Annotated in this window: 16 protein-coding genes; 5 read left to right on the top strand and 11 right to left on the bottom strand. The window is 58.1% G+C overall.

Annotation, left to right across the window (positions count from 1 at the left end; all coding sequences use genetic code 11):
- Nucleotides 1-527 (bottom strand): BapA/Bap/LapF family prefix-like domain-containing protein (locus tag BLW36_RS17195; RefSeq protein WP_139304886.1); only part of this gene is annotated, 527 nt, incomplete at its 3' end.
- Between the two features lie 290 nt (nucleotides 528-817).
- Here BLW36_RS17195 and BLW36_RS12010 point away from each other — a divergent pair.
- Both BLW36_RS12010 and BLW36_RS12015 read left to right on the top strand, forming a co-directional pair.
- The gene (locus tag BLW36_RS12010) at nucleotides 818-2389 is read left to right on the top strand and encodes a carboxylesterase/lipase family protein (protein WP_091388743.1); all 1572 of its coding nucleotides are present in this window, start codon (nucleotides 818-820) and stop codon (nucleotides 2387-2389) included.
- A 3-nt stretch (nucleotides 2390-2392) separates the two neighbouring features.
- On the top strand, nucleotides 2393-2941 hold the full coding sequence (locus BLW36_RS12015; protein WP_091388747.1) for a histidine phosphatase family protein: 549 nt from the start codon (nucleotides 2393-2395) through the stop codon (nucleotides 2939-2941).
- Between the two features lie 64 nt (nucleotides 2942-3005).
- On the opposite strand, the gene pepN is transcribed toward BLW36_RS12015, so the two are convergent.
- Both pepN and ggt read right to left on the bottom strand, forming a co-directional pair.
- Nucleotides 3006-5636 (bottom strand): aminopeptidase N, encoded by a 2631-nt coding sequence (gene pepN, locus BLW36_RS12020; RefSeq protein ID WP_091388750.1) that lies wholly within the window; start codon nucleotides 5634-5636, stop codon nucleotides 3006-3008.
- 258 nt (nucleotides 5637-5894) lie between these two features.
- The gene (gene ggt, locus BLW36_RS12025; RefSeq protein ID WP_170833201.1) at nucleotides 5895-7535 is read right to left on the bottom strand and encodes a gamma-glutamyltransferase; all 1641 of its coding nucleotides are present in this window, start codon (nucleotides 7533-7535) and stop codon (nucleotides 5895-5897) included.
- 181 nt (nucleotides 7536-7716) lie between these two features.
- On the opposite strand from ggt, the gene BLW36_RS12030 reads away from it, so the two are divergent.
- The 3 genes from BLW36_RS12030 to BLW36_RS12040 all read left to right on the top strand — a co-directional run bounded on the left by BLW36_RS12030 (nucleotide 7717) and on the right by BLW36_RS12040 (nucleotide 11270).
- Nucleotides 7717-10653 (top strand): intermembrane phospholipid transport protein YdbH family protein, encoded by a 2937-nt coding sequence (locus tag BLW36_RS12030; RefSeq protein ID WP_170833202.1) that lies wholly within the window; start codon nucleotides 7717-7719, stop codon nucleotides 10651-10653.
- 84 nt (nucleotides 10654-10737) lie between these two features.
- The gene (locus tag BLW36_RS12035; protein WP_091388759.1) at nucleotides 10738-10932 is read left to right on the top strand and encodes a YnbE family lipoprotein; all 195 of its coding nucleotides are present in this window, start codon (nucleotides 10738-10740) and stop codon (nucleotides 10930-10932) included.
- Between the two features lie 11 nt (nucleotides 10933-10943).
- On the top strand, nucleotides 10944-11270 hold the full coding sequence (locus BLW36_RS12040) for a YdbL family probable chaperone protein (protein ID WP_091388761.1): 327 nt from the start codon (nucleotides 10944-10946) through the stop codon (nucleotides 11268-11270).
- Nucleotides 11271-11403: 133 nt separating this feature from the next.
- Here the strand turns inward: BLW36_RS12040 and rpoS are convergent, their stop codons facing one another.
- The 8 genes from rpoS to BLW36_RS12080 all read right to left on the bottom strand — a co-directional run bounded on the left by rpoS (nucleotide 11404) and on the right by BLW36_RS12080 (nucleotide 17766).
- Entirely contained in the window at nucleotides 11404-12450 is a 1047-nt protein-coding gene (rpoS, locus tag BLW36_RS12045; protein ID WP_244506240.1) for an RNA polymerase sigma factor RpoS, read from the bottom strand.
- A gap of 201 nt (nucleotides 12451-12651) precedes the next feature.
- Complete coding sequence (locus BLW36_RS12050; protein WP_091390116.1) at nucleotides 12652-13404, bottom strand: peptidoglycan DD-metalloendopeptidase family protein; 753 nt, start codon at nucleotides 13402-13404, stop codon at nucleotides 12652-12654.
- A 194-nt stretch (nucleotides 13405-13598) separates the two neighbouring features.
- Nucleotides 13599-14564, bottom strand: a complete 966-nt coding sequence (locus BLW36_RS12055; protein ID WP_091388766.1) for a DUF368 domain-containing protein — start codon at nucleotides 14562-14564, stop codon at nucleotides 13599-13601.
- Nucleotides 14561-15232 carry a protein-L-isoaspartate(D-aspartate) O-methyltransferase gene (locus BLW36_RS12060; protein ID WP_170833203.1) on the bottom strand — a complete coding sequence of 224 codons (672 nt, stop codon included), beginning with the start codon at nucleotides 15230-15232 and terminating at the stop codon, nucleotides 14561-14563. The genes BLW36_RS12055 and BLW36_RS12060 overlap by 4 nt, the downstream gene beginning before the upstream one ends.
- 57 nt (nucleotides 15233-15289) lie before the next feature.
- Complete coding sequence (gene truD, locus BLW36_RS12065) at nucleotides 15290-16270, bottom strand: tRNA pseudouridine(13) synthase TruD (RefSeq protein ID WP_091388772.1); 981 nt, start codon at nucleotides 16268-16270, stop codon at nucleotides 15290-15292.
- Nucleotides 16263-16748 (bottom strand): 2-C-methyl-D-erythritol 2,4-cyclodiphosphate synthase, encoded by a 486-nt coding sequence (gene ispF / locus BLW36_RS12070; RefSeq protein WP_091388775.1) that lies wholly within the window; start codon nucleotides 16746-16748, stop codon nucleotides 16263-16265. Before ispF ends, truD begins: the two co-directional genes overlap by 8 nt.
- Nucleotides 16748-17482 carry a 2-C-methyl-D-erythritol 4-phosphate cytidylyltransferase gene (ispD, locus tag BLW36_RS12075; RefSeq protein ID WP_244506242.1) on the bottom strand — a complete coding sequence of 245 codons (735 nt, stop codon included), beginning with the start codon at nucleotides 17480-17482 and terminating at the stop codon, nucleotides 16748-16750. Before ispD ends, ispF begins: the two co-directional genes overlap by 1 nt.
- Entirely contained in the window at nucleotides 17479-17766 is a 288-nt protein-coding gene (locus BLW36_RS12080) for an FtsB family cell division protein (protein ID WP_091388779.1), read from the bottom strand. The genes ispD and BLW36_RS12080 overlap by 4 nt, the downstream gene beginning before the upstream one ends.
- Nucleotides 17767-17953 lie beyond the last annotated feature (187 nt).

The following is a 17953-nucleotide window of genomic DNA, read 5'->3' on the forward strand; positions in this document are numbered from 1 at the left end:
TCGTCGTCGTCGTCGTCGTCGTCGTCGTCATCGTCGTCGTCGTCGTCGTCGTCGTCGTCGTCGTCGTCATCGTCGTCGTCGTCGTCGTCGCCCTCGCCAAAAAGAGGTCTCGGGCCCAAACCGCCATCGTCGTCATCGTCAGCGGCCGCGACGACAGCGCCCACTCCTAGCAGCCCAAGACCTGCACCCCACCAGGGAAACGCCGCCGCAGCAGGGGCAGCGGCGGGAACCGCAGCCGGAGCTGGGAAACCCGCACCACCAAGCATCGCCAGGTGCACGACCTCGTTTTCTCCATCAAGTACCAACTCGCTGCGATCACCGTCTTCGTCAACCTGGAAGAAGTTGGCGATGACAATCTGCTCACCCGACTTGAGGATGACGACCAGATCCATCCCCTTCCTGCCATAGGAGGCAATCTCGTCCGACTTCATGGGCAGCTTGACCAGCCCAACAGAAGTCAAGTCCAGGTCATCCAGCGGTACCTCTTTCAACGAGCGGGTGCCCTTCTCATAAATCGTTGCGATCATGCTTTCACCTACCTACAACACTTGCGGAACTTCATTTACACATGTGCTAACACGCGTAAGCTAAATCGGCCGTCTGACGCCTTGGAAGCTTTGGAATGGATCCGCTAATAGGTATGAGCTTTGCCTTCCCTTTGCATCCACAGTCCAGCCTGCACAATTTGCACATTTTTTGTACAGCCATATTTGGTATGGACTGCTACAGGGAACCTTTCAAGAGAAAAAATACCGCCAGCTATACTGAGCCCACCGGTTTATGGATGAATCGATAATAAGGAAGTAAGACGTCCTCGATGGCCATTGATGAAGACAACGACAACGCCTGCAACAGCCGCAAAAGTCGCGCGCTGGTTGATACGCCGGTGGGACCAATAGCCGGCACAATTGATATAAGGAAGGGGGTTAGGCGTTTTCTGGGCATACCGTACGCCCGCCCCGCCGTCGGCGAACTCCGCTGGCAACCGCCGCAGCAGCTACCGGCCTGGCAAGTACCATTCAATGCAATCAATTTCGGCATGCCGGCGGCACAGAACCCGTCTTCCTTAATGGAAGTGTGCGGCCCCAACGGTGAGCCGCCGGAAAGCGAGGACTGCCTCTACCTAAATATTTACGCCCCGCCACATGTTGGCGAAAGAAAACTGCCGGTGATGCTTTGGGTGCACGGTGGTGGCTTTTCTATTGGTTCGGGCTGCCAGGAAATTTACAACGGTTGCCATCTGGCCGCGAACGGTCGCGCCATTGTCGTTACCTTCAATTACCGGCTCGGCGCTCTCGGCTTTTTGCGCCTACGGGATTTCTGCGACATTCCCGCCAGTGGCAATGAAGGGCTGCTGGACCAGATTGCCGCACTAGAGTGGGTGCGAAAAAATATATCTGCCTTTGGCGGAGACCCCGACAATATCACCCTCTTTGGCGAGTCCGCCGGTGCCATGAGCATCGCTGCGATGCTTGCCGCGCCGCGCAGTCGCGGCCTTTTCCGGCGCGCCATAATGCAGAGCGGCCACCCCGGCGCAATGCACAGTATCGAGCGCGCCAACGATTTGGCGCAGGCATTCGTTACGCACCTGCAGCGGGCGGGCCACAGCTCGCCGGAATCCGCCAGCACCCGCGCCCTGCTGCAGGCCCAGCAGGCGGTAATGACCGATCCGCGCATGGAGAAGTGCTGGGGGCAGCTGCCCTTCAAGCCGGTGCTCGATGGCGAGCTTCTGCAAACCAGTGCCGTGGAAACCCTGCGGAGTGGCGGCACGCCCGAGGTATCCCTGTTGCTTGGCAGCAACCTGGATGAATGGAACCTGTTCAGCGCCGCCGCCCCCCAGATATTTACCCTGGACGACGCACAGATACGCGCGCGCCTTGAGTGGCTGTTGCCGGGCCACCTGCTCGACCCGCTGCTGCGTTACTACCACGAGTTGGCGACTTCCATCGACGACAACCCCTGGCCCGAATGGAGCCGAACCTGGAACCTGCTACTCACGGATATGGTCTTTACCCTGCCCGGCCTGCGCCTGCTGCAGGCTCACCGCGGCGAGCAATTCCACTATCACTTCGCCCAACCCCTGGCCGCGCAACCACTGCTTGGTGCCTGCCACGCAGTGGAGCTGGGCTACGTCTTCGGCACCCACGGCGCCATGGCCCTGCAACCCCTGTACGGCGGCGAAAGCGACCCCCACCGGCTTAGCAATACGATGCGCGAAGCCTGGCTGAACTTTGCCGAATGCGGAGACCCCGGCACAGACTGGCCCCGCTTCAACCGGGGCCATAGCCGCCGCTTCGGCGATCACCCCACCGCGCGCCCCTTCGACACAGCGGAACTGGCCAGAGTGTGGCAAGATGTGCCAGACGATCTGCTGAATGGTTACCTGTAATCAATGACAAAAATACTACTGGTCCGCCACGGTGAAGCGGCAAAGGGGCCAACCATACCAGACCCGGAACTCACCGAATTAGGTCATCAGCAAGCGGAGCGGCTCGCTCGCAAGCTGGCCGGTTCAACGCCCTTTCTTCTTACCAGCAGTCCGAAGACCCGTGCGCGCCAGACAGCCCAGCCACTGGCAGACATCTGGCAGCGCCCGGTCAACATAGAAAAAGCAGTCACGGAAATCCCATCACCCGAAGGGATGCCACTCAGAGAGCGTGGCCGGTGGATTCGCACCCTGCTCGACAGCAATTGGGATCTACTGGACGAGCGGCAGTTGGCGTGGCGCAGCGATCTCTTGAGTTATCTACTGCGGCTGGAAGAAGACACGGCAATTTTCTGCCATTTTATGGTGATCAACTCCATCGTTGCGGAAATTCGGGGCGATAAACGGATAAAACAGTTCCGCCCCGATTATACGTCGGTGACGGAGTTGCGGCTGACCGACGGAGATCTCGAATTGATCCGACTGGGGCGGGAACGGGGCAGCCGCATTTTGTAGAGCAAAGCCGGGGCGAGCACTGAGCTCGCCCATCAGCCGGGCGAAAAATGCCAACTTCTGGAAATCAAGCCAGACTCTTGCTCACCACTTCATACAGGTCCGCGGATAGCTTGCCGGAATCCATTACCGCCTGAAGCGCGCCCTGCATTTTTTCACCCAGTTCTCCCCGGTATTTCTTCCAGCGCGTGATCGGGATAACCAGGCGCGCCGCAATCTGCGGGTTGAGTTTATCCAGGGCAATGACTTGCTCGGCAACAAATTCAAAGCCGCTACCATCGGCACGATGGAACTGGGTGAAATTGCGGTTGGCGAAACCACCGATCACCGCGCGGACCTTGTTCGGATTCTTCTGCTCGAAGGCCGGATGCTGCATCAGTTCACGCACTTTCTCCAGGGTTCCCCACCTGGCGCTGGTGCTCTGCAGGCCGAACCACAATTCCACCACCTGGGTGTCCTGCCGCCAGCGCTGATAAAATTGCGCCAGCGCCGCCTCCGTATCGGCGGCCTCAGCAAAGTTAACCAGTGCCCCCAGTGCCGCGGCACTGTCGGTCATATTGCTGGCCCGATGGAACTGCTGCTGCGCCAGCTCGAGCGCGTCGGTATCCTCGGTCACACACAGATAGGTCAGACAGGTATTCTTCAGACTGCGCGCGGCAATTTCTGCCGCATCGGGGCTGTAGGGTTTGTCGCTATGCAGGCCGCGGTAGCAGACCAGCAGATCGTCCTTCAGGGCTTTCGCCAGGGCTCCGCGGGCAAATTTGCGTGCAACAATGATGGCCTCTGCATCGATCTGTTCGGATTGCTCCGCCAGCGTCTGCTCGCTCGGCAGAGCCAGCATTTCCGCAATCAGTGCCGGATCCAGATCGCGATTCTGCAGCACGCTGCGATAGGCCGCCACCAGCGCCTCCGGCAGATACAGCGACTTGCCCTGGCGGTAGTCAGACTGCAGCTGTTCGAGCGCCATAAACGCCAGGCGCTGACTGGCATCCCAGCGGTTGAATGCGTCCGAGTCATTGCGCATCAGGAACAACAGCTGCTCGGTAGTGTATCCATAGCGCACTTTTACCGGCGCCGAGAAATCCCGCAACAGTGACGGCAACGGCTTTTCCTGCAGACCAGTGAAATTGAACGTCTGCTCCTGCTCCGTCACCTGGAGCACAACCTGGGTATTCCCCGCCGAGTCCAGCGGCAGGTCCGTGCCTTCGGCGCCCAGCAGACCAAGCGCCAGCGGTATATGGAATGGCAACTTCTGTTCCTGCCCGGGCGTGGGCGGGCAGGACTGCTTGACGGTCAGCGCGTAATTGCCGGTAGCCTCGTCGTAGGCGTCGGTCACGTCCAGTACCGGTGTACCGGCCTGACTGTACCAGCGCCGGAACTGGGTCAGGCCCACGCCATTGGCGTCTTCCATTGCCTTGATGAAATCTTCGCAAGTTACCGCGCAGCCATCGTGACGCTCGAAATAGAGGTCACTGCCCTTGCGGAAACCCTCAGCACCCAGCAGGGTGTGAATCATACGCACCACTTCCGCACCCTTTTCGTAGACGGTCAGGGTGTAAAAGTTGGATATCTCCATGTAGGAATCCGGGCGCACGGGGTGCGCCATAGGGCCCCCATCCTCGGCAAATTGGGTAGTGCGCAGCATGGACACATCCTCGATGCGCTTGACTGCCCGGGAATTCATGTCCGCTGAGAATTCCGCATCGCGGAATACGGTAAAGCCCTCTTTCAGGCTGAGCTGGAACCAGTCGCGGCAGGTAACACGGTTGCCGGACCAGTTGTGGAAATATTCGTGGCCGACTATGGATTCGATGCGTTGGAAGGTGCTGTCCGTGGCGGTTTCCGGGCTAGCCAGTACGCAGGCGGAATTGAAGATGTTCAGCCCCTTGTTTTCCATCGCCCCCATATTGAAGTGATCCACCGCCACGACCATAAAGATGTCCAGGTCGTACTCTCGCCCGTACACCTCTTCATCCCAGCGCATGGCCTTTTTCAGTGAGCGCATGGCATGGTCGCACTTACCGATATTCTTGGCCTCGGTGAATATCTGCAGTTTCACCTCGCGTCCGCTGGCGGTGGTGTAGCTGTCCTCGACCTGCTGCAAGTCACCGGCCACCAGTGCGAACAGGTACGATGGTTTGGCGAAAGGATCCTCCCAGGTGACAAACTGGCGCCCATCTTCGGTAGTGCCGCGGGCTGTCTCATTGCCGTTTGACAGCAGGACCGGATATTGCCGCGGCGCGACTATCGTGGTGGTGAAACGGGACATCACGTCCGGGCGATCCGGGTAGTAGGTGATCTTGCGAAAGCCCTCGGCCTCGCACTGGGTGCAATACATGCCGTTGGAGAGGTACAGGCCCTCCAGCGACGTGTTGTCCTCCGGATTGATTCGGTTGTGGATCTCCAGCTCAAATTCCGGCGCATCAACCGGTATCGACAGGCCCTGCGGCAGCTCCTGATAGCGGCTGGCGGGAACCAGCTTGCCGTCAATGGAGACTGACAAGAGTTCCAGTTCCACACCATCCAGCACCAGCGGCGGCAATCCCTCTCCAGCCGCCGGGTTGCGGCGGATCTTCAGTTGCGACTTTACCAGGGTCGCCTTGGGTTGCAGCTCGAAGTGCAGCCTGGTGCTGTCCACCAGATATTCCGGCACTCGGTAGTCCTTCAGGTAAACAGTGCTGGGTTGGGCATCTTTCATGGTCTGAAACTTCCTCTGCTAGGGCCTTGCCACCGGAAAATGAGACGCGGCGCACAAGTTATCATTCCATAAAAAATTCACAAGAGCGGGAAGGCGTTTAAGTCTCCGGTGCGGCGGCAACATCCCCCAGCAAGAACGAGCCGGCCGCCGATGCCCTGGCGCCGAAGCACGATGCGCGCTGGCGCAACAACCCGACAAACCGCGCTGACTGCAGGGGCTGCTATGCAGGATAAGCGCCTTGCGCGGGACGGGATTCAATCAGTAGCCTGCAGCGTGGCCATCCTTGCGGCTCTCTGACGCACCGTGATACACGCCCTTACCGTCGCGCTTGATACCCTGATAGCCGCCGTAAGGGCCGCTCTCAAAGCGCAGTTGATGGCCCATCTGCACCAGACTGCGACGGGTCTCCATCGGGAAGCCGTCTTCGAGGCTGATGTAGCCGCCGTCCGACATGACCTCATCCGTCGGCTGGCTGGAGCCTGAGTGCAGAATACGCGGCGCATCGCCCGCCTCCTGCACATTCAGACCGAAGTCCACCATATTGATCACGATCTGCGCATGCATTTGGGGCTGGGTGGCCCCCCCCATGACTCCGAAGCTCATGAACGGTTTGCCATCTTTGGTTATAAAGGCGGGAATAATCGTATGGAAGGGCCTCTTGCCGGGCTGGTACTGGTTGAAGTGCCCTTCCTTGAGGCTGAACATCTCGCCGCGGTCCTGCAGGATAAACCCAAGGTCTCCTGGTGTCATACCCGATCCCATACCGCGATAGTTGCTCTGGATCAGCGACACCATATTGCCGTCCTTGTCCGCGACGGTCAGGTAAATGGTGTCACCGTGGCGCAGCGCCACATTGCCGGCGTCGAAGCGCTTGGCGGCCCGATCCGGATCGATCAGCTTGCGCCGCTCGGCGGCGTATTCTTTCGAGATCAGCTGCGCGACACGAATCTCGTTAAACGCGGGATCGGCGTAGTATTTTGCCCTGTCCTCAAACGCCAACTTTTTCGCCTCGACAAACAGGTGCACGTATTCCGGACTGGTGCGACCAAGCTTAGCCAGGTCGTAGCCTTCGAGAATGTTCAGAATTTGCAGCGCCGCAATACCCTGCCCGTTTGGCGGCAGCTCCCACACATCGTAGCCGCGGTAGTTGGTCGAAACTGGTTCCACCCAGTCGGATTTATGCGAAGCCAGATCTTCGTATGACAGGAAACCACCGTTCTCTTTCATATAGGCGGCGATTTCCTTCGCGATATCCCCCTTGTAGAAAGCGTCGCGTCCTCCCTCGGCAATCTGGCGATACGTCTTGGCAAGGCGCGGATTACGGAACAGGTCGCCTTCCTGGGGTGCCTTTCCGCCGGGCATATAGGTTTCGCGGAAACCCGGATACTTTTCCAACAGCGGTACGGAACGGTTCCAGTAGTAAGCCACCAGCTGCGTCACCGGAAAACCCTGTTCCGCGTAATCGATCGCCGGCGCCAGAATGTCCTTGATTGGCAGTCGACCGAACTTCTTGTGCAGCTCAAACCAGCCGTCCACTGCGCCGGGAACAGATACCGGCAGTGGCCCGTGAGAGGGTATTTTCGACAGGTTGTTTTGCGCAAAATACTCAAATGGCAGGGATTGGGGAGATCGGCCACTGGCATTCAGGCCGTATAGTTTGCCCTCTTCAGCGCTCCAGACGATGGCGAACAGGTCACCGCCGATCCCGCTTCCAGTGGGCTCCATCAGCCCCTGAGCCGCATTGGCGGCAATTGCCGCATCAACTGCACTGCCACCGCGCTTGAGGATATCCAGTGCAACCTGTGTCGCCAGTGGCTGACTGGTCGCAGCCATGCCCTGTGTCGCCAGCACCGGCGAACGACTGGCAAAGCCCTCGCCATTCACTCGATCGTACGCCATGGCTGTATCTCCGCCTAACAGGGTGAAGAAAATGAACGCGCCATTCAGGATGGCTCGACTAGCTAAATTCACCAATGGTGCCTCTCTTATTATTGTTCCAGGCCGTTTACACTGAAATTCTATATCCTTGCCAGTTTCCACAATTGCCCGGCAATCGCAAGTCAGTTTCATGAGGTTACGCGTGCGCAAATCTCGTTTTGTCCCACTCACGGCAGTTCTGCTGATCGTTGCGCTCTGCAGCTGGGCCTGGTGGGAACGCGACCGTGTTGCGCCAGTCCTGATCAACGCCCTGATTGAAGGCGGGAGAATTGACGCGATCCACGGACTGAAGTTTTCTTTCGGGCAAACTGATATCGAACGACTCGATATCTCTCTCGATAGCGGCGCGAAACTGCAACTGGAAGAGATGCGACTGGTCCGCCCTTTCAGCATGATTTTTTCCACGGGGCGGAACCGGGCTCGAGTGACGATAGAAAAGCTGAAATTTTCACCTCCGGAGGCCACTGTTAGCGACGTGGCAGCACCGGAAAGAAGAGACGCCCAGCCCGAGCAGGATTTCAAACTCAGTGACGCCTCTAAGGTATTGCTGGCTTATCTACCGGAACAACTGCAAATCTCAGAACTCATCTGGCCGGAAAACGGCGCTCAATCTGCTGCACTGGAACTCCATCGCGACCACGAAAGGCATACCATCAGCGCGAATTTATCCAGTGGCGAACAGCAGCTGTCCCTGCAGATTCAGCCGCAGGAACGGCAACTAGAATTGGTCGCCCGCCTCGGTACCCGGGGCCATGAACCCGCGCTGTCGTTGCACGGCAATTTGATACCCACAGACAGCGGTACCTGGCGGGCTGCCGCACAACTCGATTCCGACCTGGAGCAGTTGACCGGGCTGCCACTGGCCGGAAGCCTTGACGATATTGCGGCGAGTGCTTCGGGGCAGCTGGCTGCCAGTGTTGAAGCAGAGATACCGGATGAGCTATTTCACTTCCAAGGCTATCGAAAAGTCAGCGCAAAGTTACACAGCGAGTCACTGCAGCTGACCCTCCCAGAGGAGCTGCTCGGCGTTCCACTGGAGTTGTTACTGTCTACCGACGGTATCCCCATCGACATAGCGCTTACTTCGTTGCAGCCAATACGCGGGGAGCGCGTCTCTGGATCAGCCACGGTAAAGCTGACACCGGCTGGACAGAAACGGCCGCTGCTAGACCTAAGCATTGAAACCGATACCGACACGGGTATACCCGTGATCGGGCTGAAGGGCACTCTAAACCTTGAAGCCGCCGGACCACTCCTCAAGGCGCCGAGATGGCAGGAAAGGTTAAAAGCCATAACCATTGATTCGCCATCCGGTGCTATTGGTTTCGATGGCACCGCAAAAATGAAACCACTGCACGAACGCGGAGATGGCAATCAGCACTGGCTGAGCGATGCCAGCCTTACGCTGGTACCGGATAGCCGGGCGAAATTCAGCTTCGCCGTGGAAGCAGACAAAGACAGGATCAAAGGAAAGGTGATTGCCCAATTACTGGAGGCGTTGAAGCTGCACATTCCACATTGGCCAGGCACTATCCAGATGACTGGTGGGCCTGTCACACTGCAGCTGGCGACCGAGGGTAGTGACACGCCCGTCCGCTCCAAATTGCAGCAGATTAATTGCATGATCTCGGAAGAGAGCAACTGCTCCCTGAGGCTCGCCGCAACGGCGGAGAGAATTGCGCACAGCGCCAGCAAGCTCTCCATTCGTAAGCCTTCAGTCGATACACAACTCAACTTTACCCTGCAAGCTAATGGCCAGCGCTGGCTATTCCACCACACGGATTTTTCTGCACAGGGAATCACCAGCGACAGTATCGGGGTCGACAACCTGCGGCTCACATCACCATTGCTGGACTGCACGCTGGCGAATGGTAAGCAAACTTGTAACAGCAAAAAATTGCGCGCGGACTTTGCTCTAGTGAAAGCCGACCAACTGACCGCTTCCGGCGCGGTAAATTTTGACAATTTTCAGTTCCAGCAGCACAGCGGTAAGCAGCAGCTCAGCAGCCGCTACAGCTCAGAAGGACTCAAGTTTACCGCCCAGGGCAGCTACCAGCTCGAACCGCTGCTTAATGGAAAGCTCGACTTTCAGGATCAAAGGCTCAGCGGCGAGGGTCATATACGCTTAGGCAGCCTGCGGACACAGACAACATGGCATCACGATCTGGAATCCGCGAAGGGATTCGCTGCGTTCACGCTGGAGGAAGCGAAATTCAGCCAACAACAACCGCTCAGTAAGGCCGTGCAAGGCCTGCCACTGGATATCGTTGCCGGAAAAGTCGCTGCCAAGGGAAGTCTGTCCTGGCCCCAGGATCGGTCCTCCCGTGACACCGCAGACATCGAGCTGAATAATGTGGCGGTTGTCTACAAAGATAGCTTTGCCACCGGAGTTCAGGCAAAGCTGACATTAAGCAAGAGAACAGGACACTGGCTGACAGCAGAGCCACGGCCGGTAAAAATAGACACTCTCGATGTGGGGCTCCCCATCAAGGACATTCGCTTCGCAGTGTCACTGGATGAAAAGGGAGACCTGAAGCTGGGCGACGTCGGCGCGAAGCTGTTAAGTGGAACCCTGCAATCAGAGGCGCTGACCTGGAATCTCAATGGCGAAGAGCGCAGGAGCCTGGTCCTTCTCAACGAAATCTCTCTGCGAGAGCTGGCACGGGAGACCGAAGCAGGGAACTTTGCCGCTTCCGGCATTATCGACATGCGAATTCCGTTGCTCACGAACGCCGACGGAATAACCGTAGAGAAGGGAACTATTGAAGCCCGCCCCCCGGGCGGAAGGCTACGCTATTACGGTGCCTTTTCTGCCGAGATGTTATCCACCAACCCGCAGCTGAAACTGATTGCCGGTGCTCTGGAGGACTACAATTACCGGGCCCTGTCCGGCACCCTGGAATATCCCCCCAGTGGCGATATGCAATTGCAACTCAAGTTGATAGGACGCAGTCAGTCTGTGGACGCGGACCGGGATCTGATTATCAATCTGAATCTTGAAAACAATATCCCCGCCATGCTTCGCTCGCTGCAGGCCAGCCGGGACCTCAGTGAGGCGCTTGAACGCCAGATTCAGTGATTCACCCGCCGACATTCCGGTTCAGATTAGGTTAAGCTTGGGCCAATACAATAACCCCTGAAGTAAAACCCTGAGGAGCGTCAGATGACGACCACCAGACTGACTCCTGCACTGTTACTCTGCGCTATGGTTATCGCAGGGTGTACACCGACGGTAGCGGTGCAGGCCCCCAGTGAGCCGATAACCGTCAACCTGAATGTGAAGATTGAACATGAAATCCGTGTAAAGGTTGACAGGGAGCTGGACAACCTCTTCGAGGACAAAGAAGGCATTTTCTAAGGAGTCGAATCATGAAGATTGTTAAGACTGCGCTGCTGTTTCTGGGCCTGATCATCGCCCTGCCGGCACTGGCCATCAGCCTGAGCGAAGCCAAGAGCCAGGGCCTTGTCGGAGAGGCGAACAGTGGCTACATCGCCGTAGTGAGCCAAAGCTCTCCGGACCTCGAAAAGCTGGTGGCGGAAGTCAACGCCAAGCGGAAAGCCGAATATGCCCGGATCGCAAAACGCAATAATATTGATATCGCCCAGGTTGCGGCGCGAGCGGCCGAAAAACTCGAAGCCCGAGTGGCTCCGGGAGAGTACTATCAGGACAACATTGGTCGCTGGGTACAGAAATAACTGTGAACAAGGCTTGGCACGGCACTGTCGCACTTGGCGAGAGCATCAGCGACAGCCGAAAACCTGCCGGAAAAATAGAAAAAGCCCGCGGAGAACAATGCCTCCGCGGGCTTTTTATTATTACTTGTCAAATTTAAAGATTACCGAACAGGGAAAGACCGTCTAGCCCCTGCTTTTCCATCACTTCGCGTAACCGCTTTAGAGCATCCACCTGGATCTGGCGCACACGCTCACGGGTCAGGCCGATTTCACGCCCTACTTCTTCCAGGGTGCTGGCCTCAAATCCACGCAGACCGAACCGGCGGGAAACCACTTCGCACTGCTTGTCCGGAAGCTCACCCAACCAGCGGTTGATGCTGTCGAATAGGTCGCTGTCCTGTAGCAGTTCTGCCGGATCCGATTCCTGCTGATCCGGAATCGTATCGACGAGGGTCTTTTCCGACGACGGGCCAATTGGTGTATCCACCGAAGTAACACGTTCGTTGAGCCCCAGCATTCGCTCGACATCACCTACCGGCTTTTCCAGCAGAGTCGCGATTTCTTCCGCCGAGGGTTCATGGTCAAGCTTCTGTGCCAGTTCACGGGATGCACGCAGATAAACGTTCAGTTCTTTGACCACGTGAATCGGCAGCCGAATCGTCCGGGTCTGATTCATAATGGCCCGTTCAATCGTCTGGCGGATCCACCAGGTGGCATACGTCGAAAAGCGGAAACCGCGCTCAGGGTCGAATTTTTCCACCGCGCGAATCAGGCCCAGGTTGCCCTCTTCAATCAGATCCAGCAGCGCCAGACCGCGACTCACATACCGGCGCGCAATCTTTACCACCAGCCGTAAGTTACTTTCGATCATGCGCTTTCTTGCCGCCGAGTCGCCACGCAACGCCTTGCGCGCGTAGTAAACCTCTTCTTCTGCGGTCAGCAGGGGGGAAAAGCCAATTTCATTGAGATACAACTGAGTGGCGTCGAGATTCTTCTGCAGGTGACGATCACTGTCCAGCCTGCGCACTCGAGCCTTCAGGGGGGTGGGTTCGGAGTTTTTTTTTGCCGCTGGTCTCCGGGTGCGGCCGTCGTTCTTGCCCTCTTTCTGGTTTATTTGTTGCTGTTTCTGATCTGCTGCCAACTCAGGAGGAAGATCATCTGCGGGGCCAGTCACGGACTGGTCTTGCCGTTGTGCTTCCATTTCCCCTACTCCTTGTACTTTGCCAATATCAGCCGCACTGCAAACTGATTGCGCCATGACTGGCTTATCAGCTGCGTTACCGTCTGTGCGACAGTCACGGGACCGGCAGACCTTGCAGTCGTCACGAGTCCAGTGACTACCTCAAGTGGTACAAATTAAAAATCCATTTTTATTTGCAGAGCTTTCTGACTATCACTCGAGTCATGGCAGATAAGCAAGGGGATCGACAGGCTGACCGTTTCGTCGAATCTCAAAGTGGAGCTTATTGCGGTCGGTACCACTTGAACCCAATTCCGCTATCCTCTGCCCCGCTTTGACTTCGCTGCCCTCCTTCACAAGTAACTTGTGGTTGTGGGCATAAGCACTCAGATACTCCTCACTGTGCTTGACGATCAGCAGTTTCCCGTAGCCTCTCAGCGCACTTCCCGCGTAGATCACGGTGCCATTGGCTGCTGCGAGTACAGATTCTCCCTTTTCACCGGCGATATCAACTCCCTTCCGCAATGGGTCGCCGGAACTGAACCTGCTGATGACCTTGCCCTTTGCCGGCCAGCGCCAGCGGATGGAGGAGCCGGACGCCCGTGAAATCGGCTGGCGCGGCTTCCCTTGCGTTAAAGATTTTGAACTCTTGATGATTGGTTTTTTCTGGGGCATGGGCGCCGGACGGGGCTTCTTGACCACCTTGGAAGCGACGGCGACTACAGGGCGCCCAGCCAGCTGCAGGCGCTGCCCTGGATAGATTTGATAAGGTGCAGAAATACCGTTGATCGCCGCCAGATCACGAAAATCCTTGCCATATCGCCACGCAATTGAATATAGGGTTTCCCCGCGGCCAACCGTGTGATGCTTGATTCGAATGTCCGGCGGCTGGCTCAGTGAGCTGGTGGGTGCTGGGTGCGAGGCACAGGCATAGAGGAGCAGCGGCAGTACCACCACGCTCAAAATTTTAAACACCAGCGAAAAAAAATGACCAGAAACAGGGCAATTGTCCCGCCATTTCTGACGCTGGCTATGCTGAAAGAAACGACATTTCATTATTCTCTTTTTACATCAGACGGCCGCATTTATGGGAAAAGTGTCTAAAAAAAAGCTCTAAAAAATCACCGAAATCCTTCATAAAAAGTTGCCACTCCGATCTTTTGCAGATCTTACTGCGGCGAGACGCAGGATTTCCCCTCTCGATGCTTTCTCCCGAGAGAATCCACCAACAGTACCAGAATCGCGGCGACGATCGCCGCGGCTACTGCCGCCCCCAGGTAAGCATTCTCGCCGGTTTGGGCGCTGTAAGTAGCCGGCGAGGTGTTGGACATCAGCGGCGCCAATTTATTCACCCCCTCTTCCGCGCCGGCAAGCGGCAGCTTCCATGGCCAGATTATCTTCAGGCTACCCAGCAGAATGCCGGCAAGAAAAGCCAGGGTGCGGGCAATGTAATGGTGCATCAACCAGGACAGCAGCCGGCTGAACAACAGCAGTCCGGTGCCGGCGCCGGCGGCAAAACAAACCAGGTACAGCAACTGCATTTCGTGCACAGCCGCGAGAACTCGCGGATAAATACCGATCAGCAGCAATATAAATGCCCCTGAAATACCGGGCAGTATCATTGCACAGATCGCGAGGGCACCGGAGAGAAACAGTGTTACCGGCGTCGCGGGGATCTGTCCAGGGCGCAGCTCACTGACCAGCACCGCAGTCGCCGCGCCGATCAGCAGGAAAAGCACCACCGAAACCGACCAGCGGGGAATACTGCGCAGAATCGGCACCGCTGATGCCAACACCAGACCGAAAAAGAAGGCCCAGACTACGATCGGGTACGTCTGCAGCAAATAACCGATCAAGCGCGCCAGGCTGAAGACACTGATCAGTACGCCACTGAACAGGGCGAGCAGGAAACTGCCATTGATATATTGCCAGGCAACCACAGGGCCGTGGCGGCGCAGTATGGTGATGCAATGGGGACCAATACGGCTCAGTGAATCGAGCAACTCCTGGTAGATACCCGTGATAAAGGCGATGGTACCGCCGGACACGCCGGGAACCACGTCAGCCGCGCCCATAGCCATGCCGCGCGCGACCACGCCCGGATAGCGGCTTTTAAACAGGCCCGACAGATTCATCGAACGACACCACTCAGCAGCGGCACAAAGCGCACTGCCTCCAGTTTTTCGACGTCAAACTCATCGCTGTCTTCACGACGGGTGACGACGGTCAGGAACTGACGCTCTGAGCCAACCGGAATGACCAGCACGCCGTTGGGGGCCAGCTGCTCTTTCAGCTCTTCAGGAATGGATGCAGGAGCGGCAGCCGCCAGAATGGCGTCGAAGGGGCCCTTCTCCGGCCAGCCAAAGCCTCCGTTACTGAGCTTGAATTCGACATTGAAGTGGTCCAGCTCCCGCAGTCGTCGCCGCGCCTGATCCAGCAGGGGCTCGATGCGTTCCACGGAATAGAGCTGATCGACGAGACGCGCGAGAATGGCAGTCTGGTAACCGGAGCCGGTGCCCACCTCCAGTACCCGGTGCAACGACTTGGCACGGCTCAGCAGTATCTCGGTCATGCGCGCGACAATATAGGGCTGGGAGATGGTCTGCCCGTACCCGATCGGCAGCGCAGTGTCCTCATAGGCGCGAATGGCCAGCGCTTCATCCAGGAAAAGATGCCGGGGCGTGGACGCCATTACATCCAGCACCTCCTCGTTGCTGATCCCCTCCTCCCGCAACCGTTGTATCAGGCGGTTGCGGGTGCGCTGGGAGGTCATCCCCAGACCTTCTCGTCTCAAGCGATCCATATTCTTCTTATTTCCAACTTCTGCAGCGCGAATCGCGCCAAACCCGAGTCACAGATTCTATGTGGCGCCCGTTACATTGACCAGCTCTGCCACCTCCCGCAACAGCGCCGTTGCGAATGCCCCCACCGGCAGGGCGAACTCCAGCACAAGGTCGTCCCCTTCCCACACATGGTTAAAGGCCTCCGGGCGCAGTACCAGCGGACGGCGCTCCTGCTTCAGCCCACAGTGCTCCAGCCAGTCGCACCAGCGCTGCCAGGGCTCCAGAACCCGTGCCTCGAGCTCGGCGAGGGTCTCCGTCGCCAAATTCCTGCCGCGCCCCCACAATGGGCCTGTCGGTTCGGACTGCGGCTCACCGGCAAGTGGCTGCTGCCAATTCGATTCGCGCACTCTCTCCGCGAGCACCTGATTAAAAAGCCAGCTGCGAGCGGCGGACATGGCAAATGCCTTGTCACTTTTGCGGCAGCGACCGTTTTCTTCCGCCAGCCGGCGCGCCAGCTGCAAATTGCCACCGTCGCGCCCGAAACGCTGCTCGCCGAAGTAATTGGGTACTCCGCCGGCAATGCCGACCAAAACGCGCTCGGCCGCCTCTCGGTCGCCGCGAATATTGCGCAGCCGGATTCGAAAGCGGTTGCCGCTGTGCTCGCCGCGACGCAACTTGCGCGGTCCGCGGTGATGCTGCAGCAACGAGATTTCGTCGTTGTTTATCCGCTCCCAGTCCGGCGCCGGCTTCTGTCCCAGCCAGACACTAAACCATTGGGTAGTCACCGCATGGCGGTCTTTAAGGCCGTAGTAGCCGACATCCTGAGGCCGGACGCCGGCCAGTCGCGCCAGCTGTTGCGCCACCCAGGCAGTGTTGGCTCCGCGCTTGCGCACCTGCAGATATACGTGTTCACCGTTGTCGGCAAGCGCCGGCGCTGCCAGCTCCTCCACCACAAAATCTTCCGGCGTACTGCGAAATTCGCCGGCAATGGGCACCCCTCCGAGAGCCCGCGGCCAGTCCAGCGCCAGTGACCAGTCGAAGCTATCGATGTCAGGCATCGCCGCGCCCGAGCAGGACCGCCGCCTGGGCAGCAATGCCTTCCCCGCGACCGGTAAAACCCAGTTTCTCGCTGGTTGTGGCCTTGACGCTGATCACGCCCGCGTCCACGTTGCAGTCAGAGGCGATATTGGTCCGCATGGCATCGATATGCGGCGCCATTTTGGGGGACTGGGCGATCAGCGTGCAGTCTGCGTTCACAAGGCCATAGCCGCGCTCGGCAACCAGAGCAACCACGTGACGCAACAGCCCGCGGCTGTCGGCGCCGGCGTAGCTGTCATCGGTATCCGGAAAGTGATGGCCAATATCTCCGAGCGCCAGCGCGCCCAGAATGGCGTCCGCCAGTGCGTGCAGCAGCACATCGCCATCGGAGTGCGCCTTCAGCCCACGCTCGTGGGGGATTTTTACCCCACCCAATATCACGTGATCGCCGGGGCCAAATGCGTGTACATCGAAGCCCTGGCCGATTCGAAAACTCACTATCTCTTTTCCTCTGTGGGCGCATAGCGCAGGCGTAGTATGGTTTCCGCCAACACGATATCTGCGGGGTGGGTCACCTTGATATTGTCGCGCCGCCCGGGCACCAGTTGCGGCGAATGACCGAACAGCTCCAGCGCGCTGGATTCGTCAGTGATCGCGGCGTGCTGCTCCAGCCCGCGCCGCAAACAGGAGTGCAGCAGGCCAAGAGGTGCGCGCTGGGGAGTCTGTGCCAGCCAGATACGATTCCGGTCCAGGGTTTTTTCCACCACCGCACAACCCTGCTCGACACCGCTGAGCTTGACGGTATCGCTGGCCGGTTGCGCCAGCAGGGCGATCGGGGAAACGTCCTCACTCAGCAGCGCGCTAATATCGTCCAATGCGACGCAGGGACGCGCGGCATCATGCACCAGCACGGGCGTATCTTCCGATGCGTGTGTGGCGAGAAAATTGAGAGCAGCCAGAACTGAATCGGCGCGCTCGGCGCCACCAGTGATCGGGTGTACCAGCGGGTGTTTCGCCTCAGGCAGATGGGGGAAGTGAACATCGTCTGCGGACAAAGCCACAACGATGCCGGAAAGCCCCGGCCAGGTGAGAATATTGCTCAGCGTCAGCGACAGCAGCGGACGCCCCAATAACGGCAGGTACTGTTTGGGTCTGTCCGCCCCCATGCGCTTGCCGACACCGGCGGCGGGCACCACCACCCAATAACCGCTAACGAGAGAGCCACTAATCACTCTTTACCCTCTTCCGGGTCGAGAAAGATAAACAGGGTTTCGCCATCCTTGATCAGGCCGAGGTCATAGCGCGCCTTTGCCTCCACTCCGTCGGTGCCTTCTTTCAGGCTGCGCACTTCCCGCAGCAGCTGGCGGTTTTCCCGCGCAAGCGCGGCGTTCTTTTCCTGCTGCTGGGTGAGCTGGCGTTTCAGGCGCGTCACTTCTGCCAGACTGCCCTCACCGACCCAGAGTCGGTACTGGGAGGTGAGCAGGAGCAACACGAGAATTGCCAACAGCCAGCGCATCGGATTTCGTTCCGGTTACCAAAAATGCGGAATGATGACAAATCGCCAGGACTTGCGATTTGCACTGCCGAAGGCAGCCCCGGAGGGGTGAAGTACATGGATGTACTTCATGAATGCGAAATGCGGAATATTGCATTCCACGCCATTAGAGGCATATCCATTCCGCATTCCCCATTCCGCATTCCGC

This window comes from Microbulbifer marinus (genome assembly GCF_900107725.1).
Lineage (GTDB): Bacteria > Pseudomonadota > Gammaproteobacteria > Pseudomonadales > Cellvibrionaceae > Microbulbifer > Microbulbifer marinus.